The organism is Pseudomonas putida (genome assembly GCF_009883635.2).
GTDB lineage: Bacteria > Pseudomonadota > Gammaproteobacteria > Pseudomonadales > Pseudomonadaceae > Aquipseudomonas > Aquipseudomonas putida_W.
In genome coordinates, this window is the sequence record NZ_CP026115.2 from 3,122,548 (window position 1) to 3,143,639 (window position 21,092).

The 21,092-nt window shown below is 61.5% G+C and carries 18 protein-coding genes, 1 tRNA gene and 1 pseudogene; 3 read left to right on the plus strand and 17 right to left on the minus strand.

The features are described 5' to 3' along the window. Positions 1 to 55: 55 nt before the first annotated feature. From C2H86_RS14095 to rpsU, 9 genes and pseudogenes are all read right to left on the minus strand, one after another. The gene (locus C2H86_RS14095; RefSeq protein WP_159408634.1) at positions 56 to 370 is read right to left on the minus strand and encodes a helix-turn-helix domain-containing protein; all 315 of its coding nucleotides are present in this window, start codon (positions 368 to 370) and stop codon (positions 56 to 58) included. Next, positions 348 to 608 (minus strand): annotated as a pseudogene (locus C2H86_RS28360) (toxin); the annotation flags it as partial. The gene C2H86_RS14095 and the pseudogene C2H86_RS28360, both read right to left, overlap by 23 nt. A 10-nt stretch (positions 609 to 618) precedes the next feature. Then, on the minus strand, positions 619 to 1,080 hold the full coding sequence (locus tag C2H86_RS14100; protein WP_159408635.1) for an Lrp/AsnC family transcriptional regulator: 462 nt from the start codon (positions 1,078 to 1,080) through the stop codon (positions 619 to 621). 103 nt (positions 1,081 to 1,183) lie between these two features. Then, entirely contained in the window at positions 1,184 to 1,762 is a 579-nt protein-coding gene (locus C2H86_RS14105) for a hypothetical protein (RefSeq protein ID WP_159408636.1), read from the minus strand. 65 nt (positions 1,763 to 1,827) lie between these two features. After that, positions 1,828 to 1,904 (minus strand) — tRNA-Ile (locus C2H86_RS14110). Between the two features lie 17 nt (positions 1,905 to 1,921). Further along, a complete protein-coding gene (locus C2H86_RS14115) occupies positions 1,922 to 5,665 on the minus strand; it encodes a bifunctional diguanylate cyclase/phosphodiesterase (RefSeq protein WP_159408637.1) in 3,744 nt (1,247 codons plus the stop codon). Positions 5,666 to 5,783: 118 nt separating this feature from the next. Beyond that, the gene (rpoD, locus tag C2H86_RS14120; protein ID WP_159408638.1) at positions 5,784 to 7,634 is read right to left on the minus strand and encodes an RNA polymerase sigma factor RpoD; all 1,851 of its coding nucleotides are present in this window, start codon (positions 7,632 to 7,634) and stop codon (positions 5,784 to 5,786) included. A 67-nt stretch (positions 7,635 to 7,701) separates the two neighbouring features. After that, complete coding sequence (dnaG, locus tag C2H86_RS14125; protein ID WP_159408639.1) at positions 7,702 to 9,684, minus strand: DNA primase; 1,983 nt, start codon at positions 9,682 to 9,684, stop codon at positions 7,702 to 7,704. Positions 9,685 to 9,973: 289 nt separating this feature from the next. Continuing rightward, entirely contained in the window at positions 9,974 to 10,189 is a 216-nt protein-coding gene (rpsU, locus tag C2H86_RS14130; protein ID WP_003255575.1) for a 30S ribosomal protein S21, read from the minus strand. A 205-nt stretch (positions 10,190 to 10,394) separates the two neighbouring features. On the opposite strand from rpsU, the gene tsaD reads away from it, so the two are divergent. After that, positions 10,395 to 11,420, plus strand: a complete 1,026-nt coding sequence (tsaD, locus tag C2H86_RS14135) for a tRNA (adenosine(37)-N6)-threonylcarbamoyltransferase complex transferase subunit TsaD (RefSeq protein WP_159408640.1) — start codon at positions 10,395 to 10,397, stop codon at positions 11,418 to 11,420. A 15-nt stretch (positions 11,421 to 11,435) separates the two neighbouring features. On the opposite strand, the gene plsY is transcribed toward tsaD, so the two are convergent. Then, a complete protein-coding gene (gene plsY / locus C2H86_RS14140; RefSeq protein WP_054885227.1) occupies positions 11,436 to 12,005 on the minus strand; it encodes a glycerol-3-phosphate 1-O-acyltransferase PlsY in 570 nt (189 codons plus the stop codon). A 74-nt stretch (positions 12,006 to 12,079) separates the two neighbouring features. Between plsY and folB the strand changes: the two genes are divergently transcribed. Both folB and folK read left to right on the plus strand, forming a co-directional pair. After that, positions 12,080 to 12,436 (plus strand): dihydroneopterin aldolase, encoded by a 357-nt coding sequence (gene folB, locus C2H86_RS14145; protein WP_027917471.1) that lies wholly within the window; start codon positions 12,080 to 12,082, stop codon positions 12,434 to 12,436. After that, on the plus strand, positions 12,427 to 12,936 hold the full coding sequence (gene folK, locus C2H86_RS14150; RefSeq protein WP_159408641.1) for a 2-amino-4-hydroxy-6-hydroxymethyldihydropteridine diphosphokinase: 510 nt from the start codon (positions 12,427 to 12,429) through the stop codon (positions 12,934 to 12,936). Before folB ends, folK begins: the two co-directional genes overlap by 10 nt. 94 nt (positions 12,937 to 13,030) lie before the next feature. Here the strand turns inward: folK and C2H86_RS14155 are convergent, their stop codons facing one another. From C2H86_RS14155 to apaG, 7 genes are all read right to left on the minus strand, one after another. Beyond that, positions 13,031 to 14,125: a multifunctional CCA addition/repair protein gene (locus C2H86_RS14155; RefSeq protein ID WP_159408642.1), complete on the minus strand. Its 1,095-nt coding sequence runs from the start codon at positions 14,123 to 14,125 to the stop codon at positions 13,031 to 13,033. 54 nt (positions 14,126 to 14,179) lie between these two features. Continuing rightward, positions 14,180 to 15,748: a SpoVR family protein gene (locus tag C2H86_RS14160; protein ID WP_159408643.1), complete on the minus strand. Its 1,569-nt coding sequence runs from the start codon at positions 15,746 to 15,748 to the stop codon at positions 14,180 to 14,182. Then, complete coding sequence (locus tag C2H86_RS14165; RefSeq protein WP_103448722.1) at positions 15,745 to 17,016, minus strand: YeaH/YhbH family protein; 1,272 nt, start codon at positions 17,014 to 17,016, stop codon at positions 15,745 to 15,747. The genes C2H86_RS14160 and C2H86_RS14165 overlap by 4 nt, the downstream gene beginning before the upstream one ends. 141 nt (positions 17,017 to 17,157) lie before the next feature. After that, entirely contained in the window at positions 17,158 to 19,080 is a 1,923-nt protein-coding gene (locus C2H86_RS14170) for a PrkA family serine protein kinase (protein ID WP_159408644.1), read from the minus strand. 285 nt (positions 19,081 to 19,365) lie between these two features. Further along, positions 19,366 to 19,695, minus strand: a complete 330-nt coding sequence (gene glpE, locus C2H86_RS14175) for a thiosulfate sulfurtransferase GlpE (protein WP_159408645.1) — start codon at positions 19,693 to 19,695, stop codon at positions 19,366 to 19,368. A 14-nt stretch (positions 19,696 to 19,709) separates the two neighbouring features. Continuing rightward, a complete protein-coding gene (locus tag C2H86_RS14180) occupies positions 19,710 to 20,576 on the minus strand; it encodes a symmetrical bis(5'-nucleosyl)-tetraphosphatase (RefSeq protein ID WP_159408646.1) in 867 nt (288 codons plus the stop codon). After that, positions 20,576 to 20,956: a Co2+/Mg2+ efflux protein ApaG gene (apaG, locus tag C2H86_RS14185; protein WP_159408647.1), complete on the minus strand. Its 381-nt coding sequence runs from the start codon at positions 20,954 to 20,956 to the stop codon at positions 20,576 to 20,578. The genes C2H86_RS14180 and apaG overlap by 1 nt, the downstream gene beginning before the upstream one ends. Positions 20,957 to 21,092: the final 136 nt, after the last annotated feature.

Below are 21,092 nucleotides of genomic sequence, written 5' to 3' on the forward strand. Positions count from 1 at the left end.
TGGCGGAATGTAGTTTTTATCGTCGCTATGACCAGAATTACATTAGTTTTAACGATCAGCTGATTGCTGCAAGGTGCTCCACCGTTTCGGGGAACTTTTGTACCAGGCGGATCAAGGCGATGGCTTGCGCATTCGGCTTGGAGCGACCTTGCTCCCAGTTCTCCAGCGTTCGGGCATTGGTCCGCAGATAGTTCGCGAAGACTGCTCTGGACATGTTCAGTTGCTGGCGCAGTTCAAGCAACTCGTTGGGAGCCAGTGGCGCGAGTTCCTGGTAATTCACCTTGTGCGAGCGCAGGGTCATTTTTCCTGCACGCTCCTCGGCCAGGGCGTCGAAGCCTTCGCTGAGTTCAGTGAAGAGGTTGCGGTGCATGGTATGTCCTCATCAGGTATTCGCGTTCGAGCATCGTTTTCAGCGTTTTTCGCTGTTGATCTGTCAGGTCATCCTGCATGTCTTTCCCGTAAAGGGTGAACAACCAGAACTGCATGCCCGATAGCCAGTAGTAGTAAATGACACGGATGCCGCCCCGTTTGCCCTTGTGCCTGAGGGGATCAGAAAACCGGATTTTTCTAAGCCCTCCGGTTCCTCTGATGACATCGCCTGCATCTGGGCAGCTCGGATCAGACAGGCTGTCCGCGATCGACCTTGCTGCTGAGGATGATCGACGTGGTGGTCTTCTCCACTCCCTCGACACTGCCAATCTGGTCCAGCAACTGGTCGAGTTGCTCCGGTGAATCGCTGCGCAGCCAGGCCACGTAATCGAACTCGCCACTCACCGCGCACAGCTGCTGTACCTGCCCCATGGCACTCAGGCGACGCACCACTTCCTTGCCGGAGCGTGGCTGCACCTTGATCCCGACATAGGCCTGCAGCCCACCGCCCATCAGGCGCTGGCCAAGGCGCACGCCATAGCCGGTGATGACCTTGTTCTTTTCCAGCCGTTCCAGGCGCGAGTTGACCGTGGTGCGGGCGATGCCGAGCTGGCGGGCGAGGGTGGCGACGCTTTCGCGAGCGTTGATCTGCAGCAGGGCGATCAGCTGCCGGTCGATTTCGTCGAGGGTGATGGGGCGGGAGTCCGACATGGTGAGTCTCTGCAGTGGGCTCGCTAGCCTACATGGCGTTCCCTGCGCTCAGCCAGTGTTTGCCTGATCATGTCGCTTCCAGCCCACGGTCATGGTCAGTTGCCTATCGATGCCGAGGATAAAGCCCAATGGGAGTGTCGAGCTTGGCGCTGGCATGCGCACACCAGGTGCGCAGGGCCGCATCCACCGAAGCGCTGTCCGCCAGTTGAGCCAGGGGAATGGCGTTGGCATAGCAGCGATAGCCTGGCATGTCGGTTGAGTTGACTTCGCCATGCTCGGGGTAGCCGATATTGGTCCAGTACTCGTTGTACCAATTTCCCTCTTTTGGTTCGTCACAGATCACTACCGAAAGCACCAGCTCGCTGCGACTGGATTCGGCGGGCTCGCCAGAATAGTTGCCGGTGTGTTTGTCGAAGCCAGTATCACTGCGGATCCAGGCCCCGAACATCAGGTCGCCTGGGCGTTGGTTGTCCCAGTGGGCCTCGTGAGCCTGTGGAAACCTGAGCCAGATTGCTGCCAGATCGTGGAACGGCAGGAAGCGCAGGCCGCTGTCTTCACGCTTGTCCAGGCCGGCCAGGCTGCGTGGACAGGGTAGCGGCCGATTGATATCGTGCGGCTCGCCGCCGACTTTGGCGCTTTCTCTGCCGGTAAACCTGAAAGTTGCCGTGTCGAAAATGCGCATCTGATCTGCTAGGCATGATCGCTCGCAAACGAAAAAGCCGCGCAGATGCGCGGCTTTTTCATGTCTGGTGGGCCCACACGGACTCGAACCGTGGACCAAAGGATTATGAGTCCTCTGCTCTAACCAACTGAGCTATAGGCCCTCAGTAAGTGCCCGGGATTATAACGAGGGTTTTGAAAGCGTGCCATCCGAAAGATCAGACAGTGCTATACGAAGAAACGCCGCTGCGAACTCATCCGGCGGCAATGGCAGGCTGACAATGTAGCCCTGGATCTGCTCGCAGCCCTCGGCGGCAAGGAAGCGTTGCTGCGCCTGATTCTCCACGCCCTCGGCAATGATCGTCAATTGCATGCTGCGCCCCAGTGCAATGATGGCGCGGGCGATGGCGGCATCGTGCGGGTCATCCGGCAGGCCGCGGATGAACGATTTGTCGATCTTGAGGATGTCCAGCGGCAGGCGCTTGAGGTAGCTCAGCGACGAGTAGCCGGTGCCGAAGTCGTCGATCGCCAGCTGCACGCCCAGCTTCTTGAGCTGGTGCAATACGGCCAATGCCTCTTCGGCCTGGCTCATGATGAAGTTTTCGGTGATTTCCAGCTGCAGGTCACCCGCTTTCAGCTGGTAGACCTTCAACAGATGCTCGATGCGCTTGGCGAGGTTGGGGTGGCGCAGCTGCGCGCCCGCCAGGTTGATCGACAGTGGCCCAAAGGCCTGGTAAGCCTTCTTCCAGCGGTGCATCTGCTGGCAAGCCTGTTCCAGCACCCAGTCGCCCAGCTGGAGAATGGTGCCGTTCTCTTCGGCCAGGTGAATGAAATGCTCGGGCGGTACCTCGCCGAATGTCGGGTGGCTCCAGCGAATCAGCGCTTCGGCCCCGACCAGGGTCTGGGTCTTGAGGCTCAGCTTGGGCTGGAAGCTCAGGCTCATCTCGTTACGCTCGATGGCGCGGCGCAACTCGTGTTCCATGGCGATGCGTTCACTGGCCTGCACGGTCAGGTCACGGGTGTAGGCTTCCACGCGGTTGCGGCCTTTGGCCTTGGAGCGGTACATGGCGGCGTCGGCGTTGCGGATCAGCGTGGCGACGTCGGTGCCATCCTGCGGGTAGAGGCTGATGCCGATGCTGGCGCTGGTGAAGAACTCGTGCTCGCCGGCCTGGAACGGGGCGACGAAGCAGGCCAACAGCTTGTTGGCGATGGCATGGGCATCGCTGGGCTTGTGCAGGCCGGGCAGCAGGATGATGAACTCGTCGCCACCCAGACGGGCCACGGTGTCGACGTCGCGCACTTGCTCCTTGAGGCGTTGGGCGATGCCTTTGAGCAGCAGGTCGCCGACGGGGTGACCGAGGCTGTCGTTGATGTGTTTGAAACGGTCCAGGTCGAGGAACAGCACCGCGCCCTGGCGGTTGGAGACCTGCGAGCAGGTCAGCACGGCCTGCAGCCGGTTTTCGAAGAGGGCGCGGTTGGGCAGGCCGGTCAGTGGGTCGTGGTGGGCCTGGTAATCGAGTTTGGCCTGGGCATGCTTGAGGCTGGAAATGTCGGCGAACACGGCGACGAAGTGGGTGACGTCGCGCTCGCTGTTGCGTACGGCGCTGATGGTCAGCCAGCCGGGATACATCTCGCCATTCTTGCGCTTGTTGTAGATTTCGCCCTGCCAGTGACCTTCAGCCGTGAGCTGGTGCCACATGGCAGCGTAGAAAGCGCTGTCATGCTGACCAGAGGCGAGCAGGCGCGGGGTCTGGCCGAGTGCTTCGATCTCGCTGTAGCCGGTGATCTCGCTGAAGGCACGGTTGACTGCGCTGATGCGTTGGTCGGTGTCGGTAATCAGAACGCCTTCAGCAGTATTCTCGAACACGGTGGCAGCCAGTTGCAGTTTTTCCTGCATCAGGTGGCGTTCGGTGATGTCGCGGGCGATGGTCAGCATGCAGTCGACGCCACCGATGGGCAGTGGTCGAGCCGACAGTTCGCAGAGGCGAATTTGCCCATCGCTGCGGCGCAGGTGGCAACTGAAGTCTCGCACGAAGCCATCGCGGCCAAGCTGGTCGATCAGGCGCTTGCGTTCGTTGAGATCGACCCAGATCCCCAGGTCGAACGAGGTCTGGTCGATAGGCGGGTTGAATTCGTAACCGGTCAGGCGGCAGAAGCCCTCGTTGACCTCCAGCAGCAGGCCATCGCTCTGGCGCGACAGCAGCAGGCCGTCTGGGGAGGCGTGGAAGGCCTTGGCGAACTTTTCCTCGGAAGTCTGCAACTGTTGCTGGGTTTCCTTGAGCTGGTTGATGTCGCGAACGGCCACGACCAGCGCCAGGGTGCCGTCAAGCTCGAAGGTTTCGGCTGAGGTCAGGCCGGTGAACAACTGGCCGTTGCTGCGGCGGAAGGTCATTTCGATATTGCGGATGCCGCCTTGGTGCAGGCGTTCGAGCAGCCTCGGGCCCATGCCTTCGATGCCCCACAAGTTGAGCTCGGTGGCGGTACGGCCGATTACTTCGCCCGGTGTCAGGCCAATCTGCTCTTCGAAGGCTTCATTGACCTCGAGCAGCACGCCATCGCTGTGCCGTGCGATCAGCAGAATGTCCGGGCACTGCTCGAACACCGAGGCGAACTTCTGTTCTGACAGGCGCAGGGCGTCTTCGGTGCGTTTGGTCTCGCTGATGTCGATCATCAGGCCGCGCATCACGGGCCGGTGGCCGTGTTCGATCATGCTGACGATGTTGCGTACCCAAAGCGCTTGGCCGTCGGCGCGCATCACGCGGTAATCGAGGCTGTGATCACGCCCGGCAGCGGTTTCACTCTCGCAGAAGGCCTGGGCCCAGAGTGCGTCGTCGGGGTGCAGGATGCTGCGCCAGAAACCGGGCTTGAGCCAGTCGTGCAGGGGGTAGCCCAGCAGGTCTTCGGCATGGGGCGAGACGTAGCTGTAGGTGAAGTCGTTGGCGTCGGCTTCCCAGGCGATTGCCGACAGGCTTTCGATCAGGCCGCGGTAGTGGTATTCGCTGCTGCGCAGCTCCTGCTCCAGGGCGATGCGCCGGGAAATTTCCGAACTGAGCCGGCGATTGATACGGATGACCACGGCGAGAATGGCGATCAGCAGCAGGACGGCGGGCAGGCCATAGAGCAGCGTGTCGCGCCAGAAGCTGCGCTGGTCGACCACGTTGCCAACCCAGCGCTGCTGGATGTGGCTGACTTCATCGCTGGACATGTCGGCCATCACCTTGTCGAGAATGCCGATAAGTACCTGCTGGTCACGGGGCGCGGCCATTGCCAGTTGATAGCGGTAGGGCGTTTCGCCGCTCACGTACAGCCCTTCGAGCTTGAGCTGGCGCAAGCTCCAGATGCTCGAGGCGAGGTCGCCGACCACGGCGTCCACCGCGTCGGTGGCCAGTGCCTGCAGGGTCGAGCTGACATTGGCCATCGCCACCAGGTTGAGGTCTGGGTGGTGGGTACGGAGCAGTTCATGGGGCGCGTAGTTTTCCACCACGGCCACCTTGAGCCCATACAAGTCCTTGAGCGTGCGCGGTTGCGGGCCGCCTTCATGGGCCAGGATGACGATGGGGAAATCAAGGTAGGGTCGGGTGAATGCCAGGTAGCCCTGACGTTCCGGCGTCGACATGACGCCGGGCAGTAGGTCGATACGCCCTTCGCGCGCCTGCTGCAGTACCTCGGTCCAGCTGCTGGGCTCGACCGGTTTCAGTGATACTCCCAGGCGATCCTGGAGCAAGGCGATGTAATCGGCGGCCAATCCCTGGTACCGGCCCTCCTGGTCACGAAATTCGAATGGTGGCCAGGAGGCGTCGACGCCCAGTCTCAACTGCGGGTGGGCAGCGAGCCAGGTTTTTTCCTCGTCTGTCAGGGTCAGGGCGCCGGCCGTTGTGTTCCACAGCATCAGGAGCAACAACAGAATGGCCGGCATCGGCAGCATAGCGGCCTCGCATTCAGTTAGTCTGAAGTCGAGTGTAGACGGGCATTCAGCCAGCCGAGCGGCCGATCACAACTATTTGTCGGATAAGAAAAACCCCGGCCTGGGCCGGGGTTTGTCATCACTCGTCGAGGAAGGAGCGCAGGTGCTCGCTGCGAGTCGGGTGGCGCAATTTGCGCAACGCCTTCGCTTCGATCTGACGGATCCGCTCACGGGTCACGTCGAACTGCTTGCCCACCTCTTCGAGGGTGTGGTCGGTGTTCATGTCGATACCGAAGCGCATGCGCAGCACCTTGGCTTCGCGTGCGGTCAGGCCCGAGAGCACGTCACGGGTCGCTTCCTTGAGGCTTTCGACCGTGGCCACGTCGATCGGGGACTGCATGGTCGAGTCCTCGATGAAGTCGCCCAGGTGCGAATCTTCGTCGTCACCGATCGGGGTTTCCATGGAGATCGGCTCTTTGGCGATCTTCAATACCTTGCGGATCTTGTCCTCAGGCATTTCCATGCGCTCACCGAGCTCTTCCGGGGTCGGTTCACGACCCATTTCCTGCAGCATCTGGCGGGAAATCCGGTTGAGCTTGTTGATCGTCTCGATCATGTGCACCGGAATACGGATGGTGCGCGCCTGGTCGGCGATCGAGCGGGTGATCGCCTGGCGGATCCACCAGGTAGCGTACGTCGAGAATTTGTAGCCGCGACGGTATTCGAACTTGTCCACCGCTTTCATCAAGCCGATGTTGCCTTCCTGGATCAGGTCGAGGAACTGCAGGCCACGGTTGGTGTACTTCTTGGCGATGGAGATCACCAGACGCAGGTTCGCCTCGACCATTTCTTTCTTGGCGCGGCGGGCTTTCGCCTCACCGATGGACATGCGACGGTTGATTTCCTTGATCTCGGCGACGGTCAGGCCGGTCTCGGTCTCAAGGTCGATCAGCTTCTGCTGGCAAGCGACGATGGCGGCGTCCTTTTCACCCAGGGCGGCAGCCCACTTGGTGTTGCGCTTGGCCAGGTCGCCGGACCAGGTCTGGTCGGTTTCGTTGCTCGGGAACAGGCGCAGGAAGTCGGCACGCGGCATGCGGGCGTCACGCACGCACAGCTGCATGATTGCACGCTCTTGCTGACGCAGGCGGTTCAGGGCATCGCGCACGCGCTCGACCAGAACGTCGAACTGCTTCGGCACCAGCTTGATCGGCATGAACAGATCAGCCAGGGCCTGCAGGGCCTCGATGCTTTCCTTGACGTTGCGGCCGCCCTTCTTCAGGACCTTGTTAGTGGCCTGAAGCTGATCGGCAACGGCGCCGAAGCGCTGGGCTGCGACGACCGGATCAGGACCGCTTTCGGCCTCTTCCTCGTCGTCACTGCCTTCACTTTCTTCCTCTTCGTCGTCCGACTCTTCCTTGGCCGCAGGGGCCTTGGCGCCAGGTACTGGCACTTCGTCGGTCGGCGCGGCAATGTTGTCGTCAGGGTCGATGTAACCGCTGAGAACGTCGGACAGGCGGCCGCCTTCGGCGGTTACGCGGTCGTATTCGCCAAGGATGTAGTCGACAGTACCCGGGAAGTGAGCGATGGCGCCCATGACTTCACGGATGCCTTCCTCGATCCGCTTGGCGATTTCGATCTCGCCTTCGCGGGTCAGCAGCTCAACGGTACCCATTTCGCGCATGTACATGCGCACCGGGTCGGTCGTGCGGCCGATATCGGTTTCAACTGCCGCCAACGCAGCAGCGGCTTCTTCGGCCGCGGCTTCGTCGGTGTCGGCTTCCGCCAACAGAAGGGCATCCGCATCCGGAGCACTCTCGAATACGTTGATCCCCATGTCGTTGATCATGCGGATGATGTCTTCCACCTGTTCCGGATCTGAAATATCCTCAGGCAGGTGGTCGTTGACCTCCGCGTAAGTCAGGTAGCCCTGCTCACGACCGCGGGTGATCAACTCTTTGATACGAGACTGCTGTTGCGCTTTTCCGGACATAACACCCTATCCACTGAAGGTCTTGGCGGGCAAAAAACAAGCCGAGGATTATACCCGAGCATGGGCCTCACGCGCCAGATGAGGTCGGCGTTTGTGCGGGAACATTCCGGCTCAGCAGGGCGAGGAGCTGTGATTTTTCCTCGCTGGTCAATTCGCTTTGACGTGATTTCCTGAGCAGTTGTTCCAGGCTGCGCTCGCGTTGGCGGGCGGACAAGCTAGTTATAGTGTCGAAAAACTGTTGTTCAAGGTTGTCAGCCACGATCAACCATTCCTTTTCGGCCAGGGCCCGCAGCAGGCGGCCTTGTTCAGTGCCGTGCCAACGTGCGATCAGCTGCATTGAGCTTAGCCCAGGATTCTTCTGCGCAGCTTCGATCAGGGCCACCAGCAGCTGGCTGTACAGGTGTTCTTCGTCGGCGAAGTGGCTGGCATCCTCGACCTTGCCGGCCAGCAGCGGGTGGTGCAGCAAGGTGCGCAGGGCAGCCAGGGTCGGTGGTTCGACCGGTGCCGGCACCCGCGGCGGCGCTTCGTCGCGCTGCTGCCATGGCTTACCGCCCTTGCGGTTCTTGTCCCATGGCTTGTCGCTCCATGGTTTCTTGCCCCCGCCTTTGTTCGGCTTCCACTCCGGTTCCTGATGAACGGGAGCGTAGTCGTGCTGTGGCATGTCGCCGTAGTCGGGGGTGAAGCTGGCCATGGCATCGTAGTCATAGCCAGGGTCGTAGTCCGGCACACTGCTGGGCGCCGGAGCCTGTTGCGACAGTTGCTCGACCTGCTGTGGGTCCAGGCCGGTGATTTCCTTCAGGCGGTTGCGCATCAGCTGACGCAGGTTGGCGCCGGGGATCTTTTCGATCAACGGTGCTGCCAAGGTCGCCATGTGTGCCTTGCCTTCCAGCGAGCGCGGGTCGGCTTCGTTGCTCAGTTGCTCGAAGAAATAATCGGCCAGTGGCTGCGCGTGCTGGTTGATCCGCGCCTTGAAGGCATCGGTGCCTTCGGCGCGTACCAGGCTGTCCGGGTCTTCGCCTTCGGGCAGGAACAGGAAGCGCGCACGGCGGCCATCCTGCAATGCCGAGAGAGTTGATTCCAGTGCGCGCCAGGCGGCCTTGCGCCCGGCCTGGTCGCCATCGAAGCAGAACAGCACGCTGGGCACCACGCGGAACAGGCGCTTGAGGTGCTCTTCGCTGGTCGCGGTGCCGAGGGTGGCCACGGCATTGCGCAGGCCCTGCTGGGCCAGGGCGATCACGTCCATGTAGCCCTCGACGACGATGATCTCGTCGAGGTTGCGGTTGTGCTTGCGTGCCTCGTACAGCCCGTAGAGTTCCTGGCCCTTGTGGAACACCGGGGTTTCCGGGGAGTTGAGGTACTTGGGCTTGTCGTCGCCCAGTACCCGGCCGCCAAAGGCGATGATGCGCCCGCGGCTGTCGCGGATCGGGAACATCACCCGGTCGCGGAAGCGGTCATAGCGCTTGCCGCTTTCGGCGTTCTCGATCAGCAGGCCGGCGTCGATCATCACCTTTTGTTGCAGGGTGTCTGCGCCCAGGTGCTTGAGCAGGTTGTCCCAGCCCGGCGGCGCGAAGCCCAGGCCGAAGTCGCGGGCAATTTCGCCCGACAGGCCGCGGCCCTTGAGGTAGTCCACCGCCGCCTTGCGGGTCGGATGGCTGCGCAGGGCCTGGCGGTAGAACTCCGAGGCGGCATCCAGTAACGGGTACAACGGCGAGTCGGTCGGCTGGCGCGGCTTGTTGTCGCGACGGCCTTGTTCCCTGGGCACTTCCATGCCGGCCGCGCGGGCCAGCTCCTCGACGGCCTGGGGGAAGTCCAGGTTGTCGTGGTCCATGACGAAGCCGAGGGCGTTGCCGCCGGCGCCGCAGCCGAAGCAGTAGTAGAACTGCTTGTCGGGGCTGACCGTGAAGGAAGGGGTCTTTTCCTTGTGGAACGGGCAGCAGGCGGAGTAGTTCTTGCCGGTTTTTTTCAGCTGAACGCGCGAACTCACCACGTCGACAATGTCGAGGCGGTTGATCAGGTCGTCGATGAAGCTTTGGGGAATCAGCCCGGCCATGGCAGTCTCGTCATCTGGCAACTGGCAAGTCTAATCGCTAACGCGCCGCAGAGGGGCGAATGCTGAGTAGGGGAAGTGCGAGGGAATGTGTGCTCGTCGGTAGCCGCAAGGGCCCGTCAGTCAGGACGTGCACGCCTGGCCGAAGCCAGATCTGACGCTTTGATGCATTTGCCCACTGCAGGTTGCGACGGGCGCCTTGGGCTAGCTGCTCAAGGTTTGAAACAAGCCGCTGCCATCGGCCCGGCGGTGAGCCGGGCAGGGCAAAAGCTCTAGCGTAGAACGTCTGTAATTAGTACAGACGAACGGCGCGGCGCTGTTCGCGCTGAACTTTCTTGGCGTGACGCTTAACAGCAGCAGCTGCTTTGCGCTTACGCTCGGCGGTCGGCTTCTCGTAAAACTCGCGGCTACGAACTTCAGCCAGTACACCGGCTTTTTCGCAGGAGCGCTTGAAACGACGCAGAGCTACGTCGAAGGGTTCGTTCTCTTTAACTTTGACGGCTGGCATCCAGGGCTACCTTAATTCATTACCGGGGTAGACGTGCTCCTGGCAAAACAAAAGGTGTGCTGGAGAACGTCGGTTTTCAAGGGTTGCGGATGTTAACCCTTAGTACGCCGGAATGCAAAGCCTCTGATCGAAAACCGCTGGTCGGCACCCGGCACGGGGACTATCATGCGCGGCTTCGAATTCAGCCCCCACAAGGGACGAGCCCATGCTAGTACTGGGATTGGAAACATCCTGCGACGAAACCGGCGTCGCATTATACGACAGCGAGCGCGGTTTGTTAGCCGACGCGCTGTTCAGTCAAATCGACCTGCACCGCGTGTTCGGTGGCGTGGTACCCGAGCTCGCCTCGCGTGACCACGTCAAGCGCATGCTGCCGCTCATCCGCCAGGTGCTGGAGGAGGCCGGCTGCGTTGCTACCGAGATCGACGCCATCGCCTACACCGCTGGTCCTGGCCTGGTCGGCGCGCTGCTGGTCGGCGCCTCGTGCGCCCAAGCCCTGGCCTTCGCCTGGGATATCCCGGCGATCGGCGTGCACCATATGGAAGGCCACCTGCTGGCTCCGATGCTGGAGGAAAACCCGCCCGAGTTTCCGTTCGTCGCTTTGTTGGTTTCCGGCGGCCATACCCAGCTGGTGCGGGTGGATGGCATCGGTCACTACGAGCTGCTGGGCGAGAGCCTCGACGATGCGGCTGGTGAAGCGTTCGACAAGACCGCCAAGCTGATCGGCCTCAACTACCCAGGTGGCCCGGAAATCGCGCGTCTGGCCGAACAGGGTGTACCTGGGCGCTTCGTGTTCCCGCGGCCGATGACCGATCGCCCGGGCCTTGAATTCAGCTTCAGCGGCCTCAAGACGTTTGCCCTGAACACATGGCAGCAATGCAAGAATGCTGGCGACGACAACGAGCAAACCCGTTGCGACGTGTCCCTGGCGTTCCAGCAGGCGGTGGTGGAGACTCTGACCATCAAGTGCAAGCGCGCCCTCAAGCAGACCGGTCTCAAACGCTTGGTCATCGCTGGTGGCGTGAGTGCCAACAAGGCGTTGCGCGCCTCGCTGGAAGACATGCTGGCCGGTCTCAAGGGCAACGTGTACTACGCGCGTCCGCAGTTCTGCACCGACAACGGCGCGATGATCGCCTATGCCGGTTGCCAGCGCCTGTTGGCCGGGCAGCAGCAGGACCTGGCGATCAGCGTGCAGGCGCGCTGGCCGATGGAGCAGTTGCCGCCGGTGTGAAGGCATGCGGGCGTGTCAGAAATGCCTTTCGCGCCCGGCAAACAAATCGCGCAGATTGTTGCGGTGGCGCCAGACGATCATCACCGTCAGCACGGCGATCGGCAGCAGCGCCTCCGGCTCGCGCCAGGCCAGCAGTGGCAAGGTCAGCGGGGTCGCGACAAGCGCTGCCAGCGAACTGGTGCGCGTAAGGTAGAAGGTCAGCAGCCAGGCGCCGATGGCCAACAGTGCGGCCGGGAAATACAGGCCCATGAGCATGCCGGCGGCGGTGGCGACGCCTTTGCCGCCGCGAAAACGGAAGTACAGCGGGAACAGGTGGCCGAGCACTGCGCAGACACCGACCCAGGCCTGCTCCTGCAGGCCAAGGCCGGCAGCGCGGGCGAGCAAAACCGGCAGCAGGCCCTTGCACAGGTCGCCAAGCAGGGTCAGGATCGCCAGTTTACGGCCCGCCAGGCGTAGCATGTTGGTGGCGCCGGCATTGCCCGAACCGCTGGAACGCGGGTCCGGGCTGCCCGAAAGGCGGCTGAGGACGATGGCGAAGGACAGCGAGCCGAGCAGGTAGGCGAGCAGCGCCAATAACCAAAACATGCTAACTATTCCGGGCGAGGACGCCCTGATTCTAACGGCGCCAGTCGCCCTTGTCGTGCTGTGGAGAGAAGTGCTTGGACAGAGTGTTCATCGAAGGCCTGGAAGTCGATACCGTCATCGGTGCCTATGACTGGGAACGGGATATTCGCCAGTGCCTGCGCCTGGACCTGAGTTTTGCCTGGGACAACCGCCCGGCAGCGGCCGGTGATGATCTGAACCTGGCGCTCGATTACGCCAGTGTTTCGGCACGCGTCCAGGCATTTGCCGAGCAGGCGCGCTTCGAACTGGTGGAAACCTTTGCCGAGCGCCTGGTGGCGACGCTGATGGAAGAATTCCACATTCCCTGGGTTCGGTTGAAACTGACCAAGCCGGGCGCCGTTCCCGCCGCCCGTGGCGGTGTTGGTGTGGAGATCGAGCGCGGATGTCTCTGAGCACGGTTTATCTTGGCCTTGGCAGCAACATCGATCGCCACCAGCACCTGTGTGCAGGGCTCGAGGCGTTGGCGGCCATTCTCAGCGAAATGCAATGTTCCCCGGCGTTCGAGAGCCAGGCGGTGGGGATCAAGAGCGGGCCGTTCATCAACTTCGTGGTCACCGGCAAGACCGATCTGCCACTCATGGAACTGGATCGCCGGCTCAAGTTCATCGAGGCGGACAACGGTCGCTATGCGCCGGACCGCAAGGGCCTGCCGCTGGATATCGACGTGCTCATGTATGACGACCTGCATGGCACGTTCGATGGGCTGGTGCTGCCTCGGGCAGAGATCCTGAAGAATGCTTTCGTGCTGTGGCCGTTGTCGCTGCTGGCGCCGGAGCTGGTGCATCCTGGGGCCGGGAAAAGCATGGCGCAGTTGTGGCAGGAGGCGCGGATTGACCAGGTGTTGGCGCCTGTTGCTTTCGAATGGCGGGGGTTGCAGCTGACTCAGGCGTGAGCCTGTGCCGGCCACTTCGCGGGGCAAGCCCGCTCCTACAGGCGATCGCACACTCTTGTAGGAGCGGGCTTGCCCCGCGAAGAGGCCGGTGTGGTCAGCCTGGCTTATAAGCCTCAAGCGCTTTCAGCCGCTCACCTTTGAGGGCCTCGCCCAGGCCTTGGCCGGTCAGCCCGGCTTCCACCAGCGGCTTCACGTCCACTGCCCGGGCCGCAGCTGCTGCTCCGCGCAGATAATCGGCCTGTGGATAGCCTCCAGATGTGGCCATCTCGCACGCGGCAATGAAGTCATCGAAACGCTGCGGCCGTCGATACACATCGAACTTCTGTAGCATTTCCAGCAAGTTTGCAGGCGCTAGCTGCAAAGCGTCGTCGGCCTTCCCGGCAAACTCACCCACCAGCACGGCCAGTTCCTGGCATTCCCGCGGCGCCTTGAAACGCTGGTTGAGCGCCTTGATCGCGGCTGGCTCCAGCCCTCGCAGCAAGCACGCCCAGCGCACAGCCAGCGGCTGTTGATGGTCTGCCGCCCGATGCAGTGCTGCGAGCGTATCCGCGCTGTGTTCCAGTTCCGGCATCAATTCCTTCAGGGCGCCACAGGCGCGCAGCACCTTGATGAAAACCTGCGGCTCGCTTTCCATCAGCGCCCGCTCGATCTCCTTCCAGCTGCGTTCAGCCGTCAGTGCCTGCAACTCGCCCGATTCGGCGATCTGCTTCATCAGCGCCAGGGTTTCCTCGGCGACGCGGAAACCCAGTGACGCGTAGCGCGCGGCAAAGCGGGCAACACGCAGTACACGCAAGGGATCTTCGGCGAACGCGGGGGAAACATGGCGAAGGATGCGATGTTCAAGGTCGTCCTGGCCGTGGTAGGGGTCGTAGACTGCGCCCTGTTCATCTTCGGCCATCGCATTGATGGTCAGATCTCGACGGATAAGGTCCTCTTCCAGCGTCACGTCGGGGCTAGCGTGAAAAGTGAACCCGCCATAACCGCGCCCGCTCTTGCGCTCGGTGCGCGCCAGGGCATATTCCTCGCCCGTCTTCGGATGCAGGAAAACCGGGAAATCAGCGCCGACCGGGCGAAAACCCTGGGCGTGCATTTCCTCGACCGTGGCGCCGACCACCAGCCAGTCGATATCGCTGACCGGGCGCCCGAGCAGGCGGTCGCGTACTGCGCCGCCGACTTTGTAGATGTGCATGTGCAGCCTCCATTACTGCCCACAGGATACCCTGTCGGCAGCAACGGCGGTGCATCAGAGGTGGTGGATGACGGCGAGGTCCATGCGCCCGTAGTCGCCGCTCTCGGCATGCTCCCCACGCGGCGGCATGTGATGGGTCTTGACCAGCTGGTCGCCCTGTACGGTCTCCAGGTGGATATCGAAGCCCCACAGGCGGTGCAGATGCTTGAGCACTTCCTCGGTGGAGTCGCCCAACGGTTTGCGGTTGTGCTGCTGGTGGCGCAAGGTCAGCGAGCGATCGCCACGGCGGTCGATGCTCCAGATCTGCACATTGGGCTCGCGGTTGCCGAGGTTGTACTGGGCTGCCAGTTGCTCGCGAATGATCCGGTAGCCAGCTTCGTCATGGATGGCCGGTACCAGCAGGTCATCGCGCTGGTCGTCATCGAGGATGCTGAACAGCTTCAGGTCACGCATCACCTTGGGTGAAAGGTACTGCAGGATGAAGCTCTCGTCCTTGAAGCTGCTCATGGCGAACTTGATGGTAGAAAGCCAGTCGCTGCCGGCAATGTCGGGGAACCAGTGGCGATCTTCCTCGGTTGGGTTCTCGCACATGCGGCGGATGTCGGTGTACATGGCAAAGCCCAGCGCGTAGGGGTTTATGCCGCTGTAATACGGGCTGTCGAAACCGGGCTGGAACACCACGCTGGTGTGCGACTGCAGAAACTCCATCATGAAGCCTTCAGTGATCAGGCCTTCGTCGTACAGGTCGTTCATCAGGGTGTAGTGCCAGAAGGTCGCCCAACCTTCGTTCATCACCTGGGTCTGGCGCTGTGGGTAGAAGTATTGGGCGATCTTGCGCACGATGCGCACCACTTCGCGCTGCCAGGGTTCCAGCAGCGGGGCGTTCTTCTCGATGAAATAGAGGATGTTTTCCTGCGGTTCAGAAGGGAATCGCGCATCGTCGCGCTCGCCGCCTTTTTCGGCGCCCTTTGGAATGGTGCGCCACAGGTCGTTGATCTGCCGCTGCAGGTGCTCTTCACGGTCTTTCTGGCGCCGACGTTCTTCTTCGGCGGAGATCGGATAGGGGCGCTTGTAGCGATCCACGCCGTAGTTCATCAGCGCGTGGCAGGAGTCGATCAGGTCTTCCACGGCATCGATGCCATGACGTTCCTCGCACTGGGCGATGTACTGCTTGGCGAACACCAGGTAATCGATGATCGACGTGGCGTCGGTCCAGGTGCGGAACAGGTAGTTGCCCTTGAAGAAACTGTTGTGGCCATAGCAGGCGTGAGCAATCACCAGTGCCTGCATGCACATGGTGTTTTCTTCCATCAGGTAGGCGATGCAAGGATCGGAGTTGATCACGATCTCGTAGGCCAGGCCCATCTGGCCCCGGCTGTAGGACTTCTCGGTACTGAGGAACTGCTTGCCGTAAGACCAGTGGTGATAACCCAGCGGCATGCCGACGGAGGCGTAGGCATCCATCATCTGCTCGGCGGTGATCACCTCGATCTGGTTGGGGTAGGTATCCAGGGCGTAACGCTCGGCCAGCCGGCTGATTTCTCGGTCGTAGGTCTGGATCAGCTCGAACGTCCACTCGGACCCGGTGGAAATGGGTTGGCGTCTCTGTGCTCTGGCGGTCATGTGGCTAACCTGCGCTGGAAGAGTTCACGGAAGACCGGGTAGATATCGCCGGCCGATACCAACTGCTGCTGGGCGAATGTGTCGGGGAAAGCCTCGCCGATTCGCTCGTACTCGTACCACAACGCCTGGTGCTCACGCGGGGTGATCTCAACGTAAGTGTAGTACTGCACATGCGGCATTATCTGCTTGGACAGGATCTCGCGGCAGATCGGCGAGTCGTCGTTCCAGTTGTCACCATCGGAGGCCTGGGCGGCATAGATGTTCCAGTCGGCGGCCGGGTAACGTTCGGCCATGATCTCCTGCATCATCTTCAACGCACTGGAAACGATGGTGCCGCCGGTTTCTCGGGAGTAGAAGAATTCTTCCTCGTCGACTTCGCGGGCGCTGGTGTGGTGGCGGATGAAGACCACCTCGATACGGTCGTAGTTACGCTTGAGGAACAGGTACAGCAGGATGAAGAAGCGTTTGGCGATGTCCTTGGTGGCCTGGGTCATCGAGCCGGACACGTCCATCAGGCAGAACATCACCGCCTTGGAACTGGGGTTGGGCTGCTTGACCAGCAGGTTGTACTTGAGGTCGAAGGTGTCAAGGAAGGGCAGGCGGTTGATGCGTGCCTTGAGCCGTTCGATTTCCTGTTCGACTTCCTGGATGTCGGTGAAATTGTCGGGTTCCTCGACTTTCAGCCGGTCCAGTTCCTTCTGTGCTTCGCGCAGCAGCGCACGGCTGCTGCCGGTCAGGGCGATGCGCCGGGCGTGGGCCGAGCGCAGGGTGCGGACAATGTTGATGCGTGACGGGTTGCCTTCGTTGGCGATACCGGCTCGTACGGTCTTGAAGGTGTCGGCGCCGGTCAGGTGGCGTTTGACCAGATTGGGCAGTTCGAGGTCTTCGAACATGAATTCGAGGAACTCTTCCTGGGTGATCTGGAAGACGAAATCGTCCATGCCCTCGCCGGAATTGCCGGCCTTGCCGCGACCACTGCCACCTCCGCCGCCTTGCGGCCGAGGGATGTGCTCGCCTGCAGTGAACTCCTTGTTGCCTGGGTGCACGATGGTCTGCTTGCCGCCACGACCATGGTGCAGTACCGGTTCATCGATGTCCCGTCCCGGAATGCTGATCTGTTCACCGTGTTCCATATCCATGATGGAACGCCGGCTCACGGCCTCTTCGACGGCCTTCTTGATGTGTTCACGGTAACGCCGCAGAAAGCGCTGGCGGTTGACCGTGCTCTTGTTCTTGCCGTTCAGGCGTCGGTCGATAACGTAGCTCATGGTCCCTCCGGTAGCTGGGAGCAGCTGCAAGCCACAAGCTTCAGGCTGCAGGAAAGAGCAGCCGCCGCTGCTGCAAGCTACGGCGCCGGGCTTGCGCCCGGCGCTGGGCAGCTTGAAGCGTGCGGCTTGTAGCTTGCCGCTTTATTGCGATTTCCTGACCCGCAGGTACCATTCCGACAGCAGGCGCACCTGTTTGTCGGTGTAGCCACGCTCCACCATCCGCGTGACGAAGTCGTTGTGCTTCTGTTGGTCCTCCTTGCTGGCCTTGGCGTTGAAGCTGATGACCGGCAGCAGGTCCTCGGTGTTGGAGAACATTTTCTTCTCGATCACCACCCGCAGCTTCTCGTAGCTGAGCCAGCTCGGGTTCTTGCCATTGTTGTTGGCACGGGCACGCAGCACGAAGTTGACGATTTCGTTGCGGAAGTCCTTCGGATTGCTGATGCCTGCCGGTTTCTCGATCTTTTCCAGCTCTTCGTTGAGGGCGATGCGGTTGAGGATCTCGCCGGTCTCCGGGTCGCGGTACTCCTGGTCCTGGATCCAGAAGTCGGCGTACAGCACATAGCGGTCGAAGATGTTCTGGCCGTATTCGCTGTAGGACTCGAGGTAGGCGGTCTGGATTTCCTTGCCGATGAACTCGATGTAGCGCGGTGCCAGGTACTCCTTCAGGTAGCGCAGGTAGCGCTCGCGGACTTCGGCCGGGAACTGTTCCTGCTCGATCTGCTGTTCCAGCACATACAGCAGGTGCACCGGGTTGGCTGCCACTTCATGCGGGTCGAAGTTGAACACCTTGGAGAGGATCTTGAAGGCGAAGCGGGTCGACAGGCCGTTCATGCCTTCGTCCACGCCCGCCGCATCGCGGTACTCCTGGATCGACTTGGCTTTCGGGTCGGTGTCCTTGAGGTTTTCGCCGTCGTAGACGCGCATCTTCGAGTAGATGTTGGAGTTTTCCGGCTCCTTGAGGCGCGAGAGCACGGTGAACTGGGCAAGCATCTTCAGCGTGTCTGGCGCGCAATGGGCCTTGGCCAGCGAGCTGTTGACCAGCAACTTGTCGTAGATCTTGATCTCATCGCTGACGCGCAGGCAGTACGGCACCTTGACGATGTAGATCCGGTCGATGAACGCCTCGTTGTTCTTGTTGTTGCGGAAGGTGTGCCACTCCGATTCGTTGGAGTGGGCCAGCAGGATACCGGTATAGGGAATGGCCCCAAGGCCCTCGGTACTGTTGTAGTTGCCTTCCTGGGTGGCGGTGAGCAAGGGGTGCAGGACCTTGATCGGCGCCTTGAACATCTCGACGAACTCCATCAGGCCTTGGTTGGCCCGGCACAGTGCGCCCGAGTAGCTGTAGGCATCGGCGTCGTTCTGCGGGAATTCTTCGAGTTTGCGGATATCCACTTTACCGACCAGGGCGGAGATGTCCTGGTTGTTCTCGTCACCCGGCTCGGTCTTGGCGATGGCGATCTGGTTGAGGATCGAGGGGTAAAGCTTCACCACCTTGAACTTGCTGATATCACCGCCGAATTCCTGCAGGCGCTTGGTGGCCCAAGGCGACATGATGGTGTTCAGGTAGCGCCGCGAGATGCCGTACTCTTCCTCGAGAATGGCCCCGTCTTCGGTGGCATTGAACAAGCCCAGGGGGGACTCGAACACCGGTGAGCCCTTGATGGCGTAGAAGGGCACCTTTTCCATCAGCTGCTTGAGTTTCTCGGCCAGCGACGATTTACCGCCGCCTACCGGGCCCAGCAGATAGAGGATCTGTTTCTTCTCTTCCAGGCCTTGGGCGGCATGGCGGAAGTACGAAACGATCTGGTCGATGCACTCTTCCATGCCATGGAAGTCGGCAAAGGCCGGATACCGGCGAATGACCTTGTTGGAGAAGATTCGCGACAGCCTGGAGTTGGTAGAGGTGTCGATCAGTTCTGGCTCACCGATGGCCAGCAACAGCCGTTCAGCCGCCGATGCGTAGGCACTGCGATCCTCTTTGCACAGCTCGAGGTACTCCTGCAGCGAGAGTTCTTCCTGGCGCGTAGACTCGAAGCGTTGTTGGAAGTGGCTAAAAATACTCATGACGTCACCTCGCTCGATACGTGGAGACGACGCCGGATCAGTCAGCTGATGCTGGCATGCAATCGGGTTGGCCGATTGCTGTATACCCCCCAGAACACCCTGTAACGCTACCGATGACCCGCACGCCGGTGTACCGGCTCTCCCCTTTTTCTGGATGGCCTGCGCTTAAGAATAGTTGGTTATCCGCAAGATCAAGGGCGGGCGGCGGAGAAGTTGCGAACGACCGTTCGTCAGGTTGGCTGCGAGCCCGCGTGGGACGCGGGCTGCAGTAAAAATGAAAAAAATTTATTCGGCAGCGCTCTGGGCGGTCTCGGCCGGGTAGGTGCTACGCCACAGTTCGAAGCCGCCATCGACGCTGTACACGTCGGAGAAGCCCTGGCCGACCAGGTAGGCGGCTGCGCTCTGGCTGGAGTTGCCGTGGTAGCAGACCACCAGAGTCGGGGCATCCAGGTCGGCATTGCGGATGAACTCGGCGACCGAGTGGTTATCCAGATGCTTGGCGCCGGTGATGTGGCCGGCGGCAAAGGCTTGCGAGTCGCGAATGTCGACGACTACCGCACCTTGCGCGCGCAAGGCGAGGGCCTGCTCGGGAGGGATGCGCTTGAATTCGCTCATGGGTACGGTTCTCTTCAGGGTTGATCGTTCAGTGTAGTGGCTTGTGGCGGCGGGCGGACATGGCCGTCGTCCGTGCAGTCGCAGCGGTGGTATTCGCCGCTGTCGACGTTGTACAGAGTCATGGCGCCGCCCCACACGCAGCCGGTGTCGAGGGCGATGATGTCGGGTTCGTTGACCTGGCCTTGGAGTGCAGCCCAGTGGCCGAAGATGATCTTCACGTGGCGCGAGCGGCGGTCCTTGTGCGCGTACCAGGGCTTGAAGCCCTTGGGCGCGGTGTCGAGGCCTTCCTTGCTCTTGAGGTCGAGCTTGCCTGCCGCGGTGCAGAAGCGCATCCGCGTGAGGTAGTTGGTGATCACCCGCAGGCGCTCGATACCGGTCAGGCTCTTGCTCCACTTGTTCGGCTCGTTGCCGTACATGCCGTCGAGGTAGAGTCGCAGGCGGTTGTCGTCGCGCAGTACTTGCTCGACCTCTTGGGCCAGTTGCAGCGCCTGGCCGAGGGTCCATTGCGGCGGGATACCGGCATGGACCAGGGCGATGCCGCGGGGTTCGTCGTAATGCAGAAGTTTCTGTTGACGCAGCCAGTCGAACAATTGGTCGGCGTCCGGCGCTTCGATGATCTCGCGCAGGGTGTCGCTTTTCTTCAGGCGCTCGACGTTGTGCCAGGCGGCCAGCAGGTGCAGGTCGTGGTTGCCCAGCACGCACACCAGCGATTGGCGGATCGAATAGAGGTAACGCAGGGTTTCCAGCGACTCGGGGCCGCGGTTCACCAGGTCGCCAACCAGCCACAGGCGGTCGACCGCCGGGTTGAAGTTGACCCGTTCGAGCAGGCACTTGAGCGGCCCCAGGCAGCCTTGCAGGTCTCCGACGGCATAGGTGGCCATCAGTGCAGGGCCCCAGGCACCGCGAGGCGGAAGGGTGCGATCTCGGCTTCGAAGCGCTTGCCGTCTTCGGCGAACATTTCGTAGCTGCCCTGCATGGTGCCGACGCGTGTGCTGATCACCGCGCCACTGCTGTAGGTATGGCTCTGGCCGGGCTCGATGGTCGGCTGCTGGCCGACTACGCCGGCACCGCGCACCTCCTCGACTTCGCCATCACCGTTGGTGATCAGCCAGTGACGCGACAACAGCTTGGCTTTGACCGAGCCGTTGTTTTGCACGGTGATGGTGTAGGCGAAGGCGAAGCGACTGCTTTCGGGGTCGGATTGGTCTTTGAGGTAACGGGTCACGACGCTGACGTCGATCTGATAGCGAGGGTCGGACATGCAAGGGCCTTGGGCGAACTGACGCAATAATGCAGTCTAGGCCATTGGCGGGGGGGAGGGCCAGCGGTGTAGGGATTGGGGATTTGAGTTGTCTGTACGGGCCTCTTCGCGGGACAAGCCCGCTCCTACAGGGGAA

What these genes read in the sequence shown, in the direction of transcription:
- C2H86_RS14100 (WP_159408635.1), bottom strand. Translation starts at nt 1,080, where the DNA reads ATGTCGGACTCCCGCCCCATCACCCTCGACGAAATCGACCGGCAGCTG.
- apaG (WP_159408647.1), bottom strand. Translation starts at nt 20,956, where the DNA reads ATGTCCGACCCTCGCTATCAGATCGACGTCAGCGTCGTGACCCGTTAC.
- tsaD (WP_159408640.1), top strand. Translation starts at nt 10,395, where the DNA reads ATGCTAGTACTGGGATTGGAAACATCCTGCGACGAAACCGGCGTCGCA.
- dnaG (WP_159408639.1), bottom strand. Translation starts at nt 9,684, where the DNA reads ATGGCCGGGCTGATTCCCCAAAGCTTCATCGACGACCTGATCAACCGC.
- C2H86_RS14160 (WP_159408643.1), bottom strand. Translation starts at nt 15,748, where the DNA reads ATGACCGCCAGAGCACAGAGACGCCAACCCATTTCCACCGGGTCCGAG.
- C2H86_RS14170 (WP_159408644.1), bottom strand. Translation starts at nt 19,080, where the DNA reads ATGAGTATTTTTAGCCACTTCCAACAACGCTTCGAGTCTACGCGCCAG.
- C2H86_RS14155 (WP_159408642.1), bottom strand. Translation starts at nt 14,125, where the DNA reads ATGCACATCTACAAAGTCGGCGGCGCAGTACGCGACCGCCTGCTCGGG.
- C2H86_RS14115 (WP_159408637.1), bottom strand. Translation starts at nt 5,665, where the DNA reads ATGCTGCCGATGCCGGCCATTCTGTTGTTGCTCCTGATGCTGTGGAAC.
- rpoD (WP_159408638.1), bottom strand. Translation starts at nt 7,634, where the DNA reads ATGTCCGGAAAAGCGCAACAGCAGTCTCGTATCAAAGAGTTGATCACC.
- C2H86_RS14165 (WP_103448722.1), bottom strand. Translation starts at nt 17,016, where the DNA reads ATGAGCTACGTTATCGACCGACGCCTGAACGGCAAGAACAAGAGCACG.
- rpsU (WP_003255575.1), bottom strand. Translation starts at nt 10,189, where the DNA reads ATGCCAGCCGTCAAAGTTAAAGAGAACGAACCCTTCGACGTAGCTCTG.
- plsY (WP_054885227.1), bottom strand. Translation starts at nt 12,005, where the DNA reads ATGTTTTGGTTATTGGCGCTGCTCGCCTACCTGCTCGGCTCGCTGTCC.
- C2H86_RS14095 (WP_159408634.1), bottom strand. Translation starts at nt 370, where the DNA reads ATGCACCGCAACCTCTTCACTGAACTCAGCGAAGGCTTCGACGCCCTG.
- C2H86_RS14105 (WP_159408636.1), bottom strand. Translation starts at nt 1,762, where the DNA reads ATGCGCATTTTCGACACGGCAACTTTCAGGTTTACCGGCAGAGAAAGC.
- folK (WP_159408641.1), top strand. Translation starts at nt 12,427, where the DNA reads ATGTCTCTGAGCACGGTTTATCTTGGCCTTGGCAGCAACATCGATCGC.
- glpE (WP_159408645.1), bottom strand. Translation starts at nt 19,695, where the DNA reads ATGAGCGAATTCAAGCGCATCCCTCCCGAGCAGGCCCTCGCCTTGCGC.
- C2H86_RS14180 (WP_159408646.1), bottom strand. Translation starts at nt 20,576, where the DNA reads ATGGCCACCTATGCCGTCGGAGACCTGCAAGGCTGCCTGGGGCCGCTC.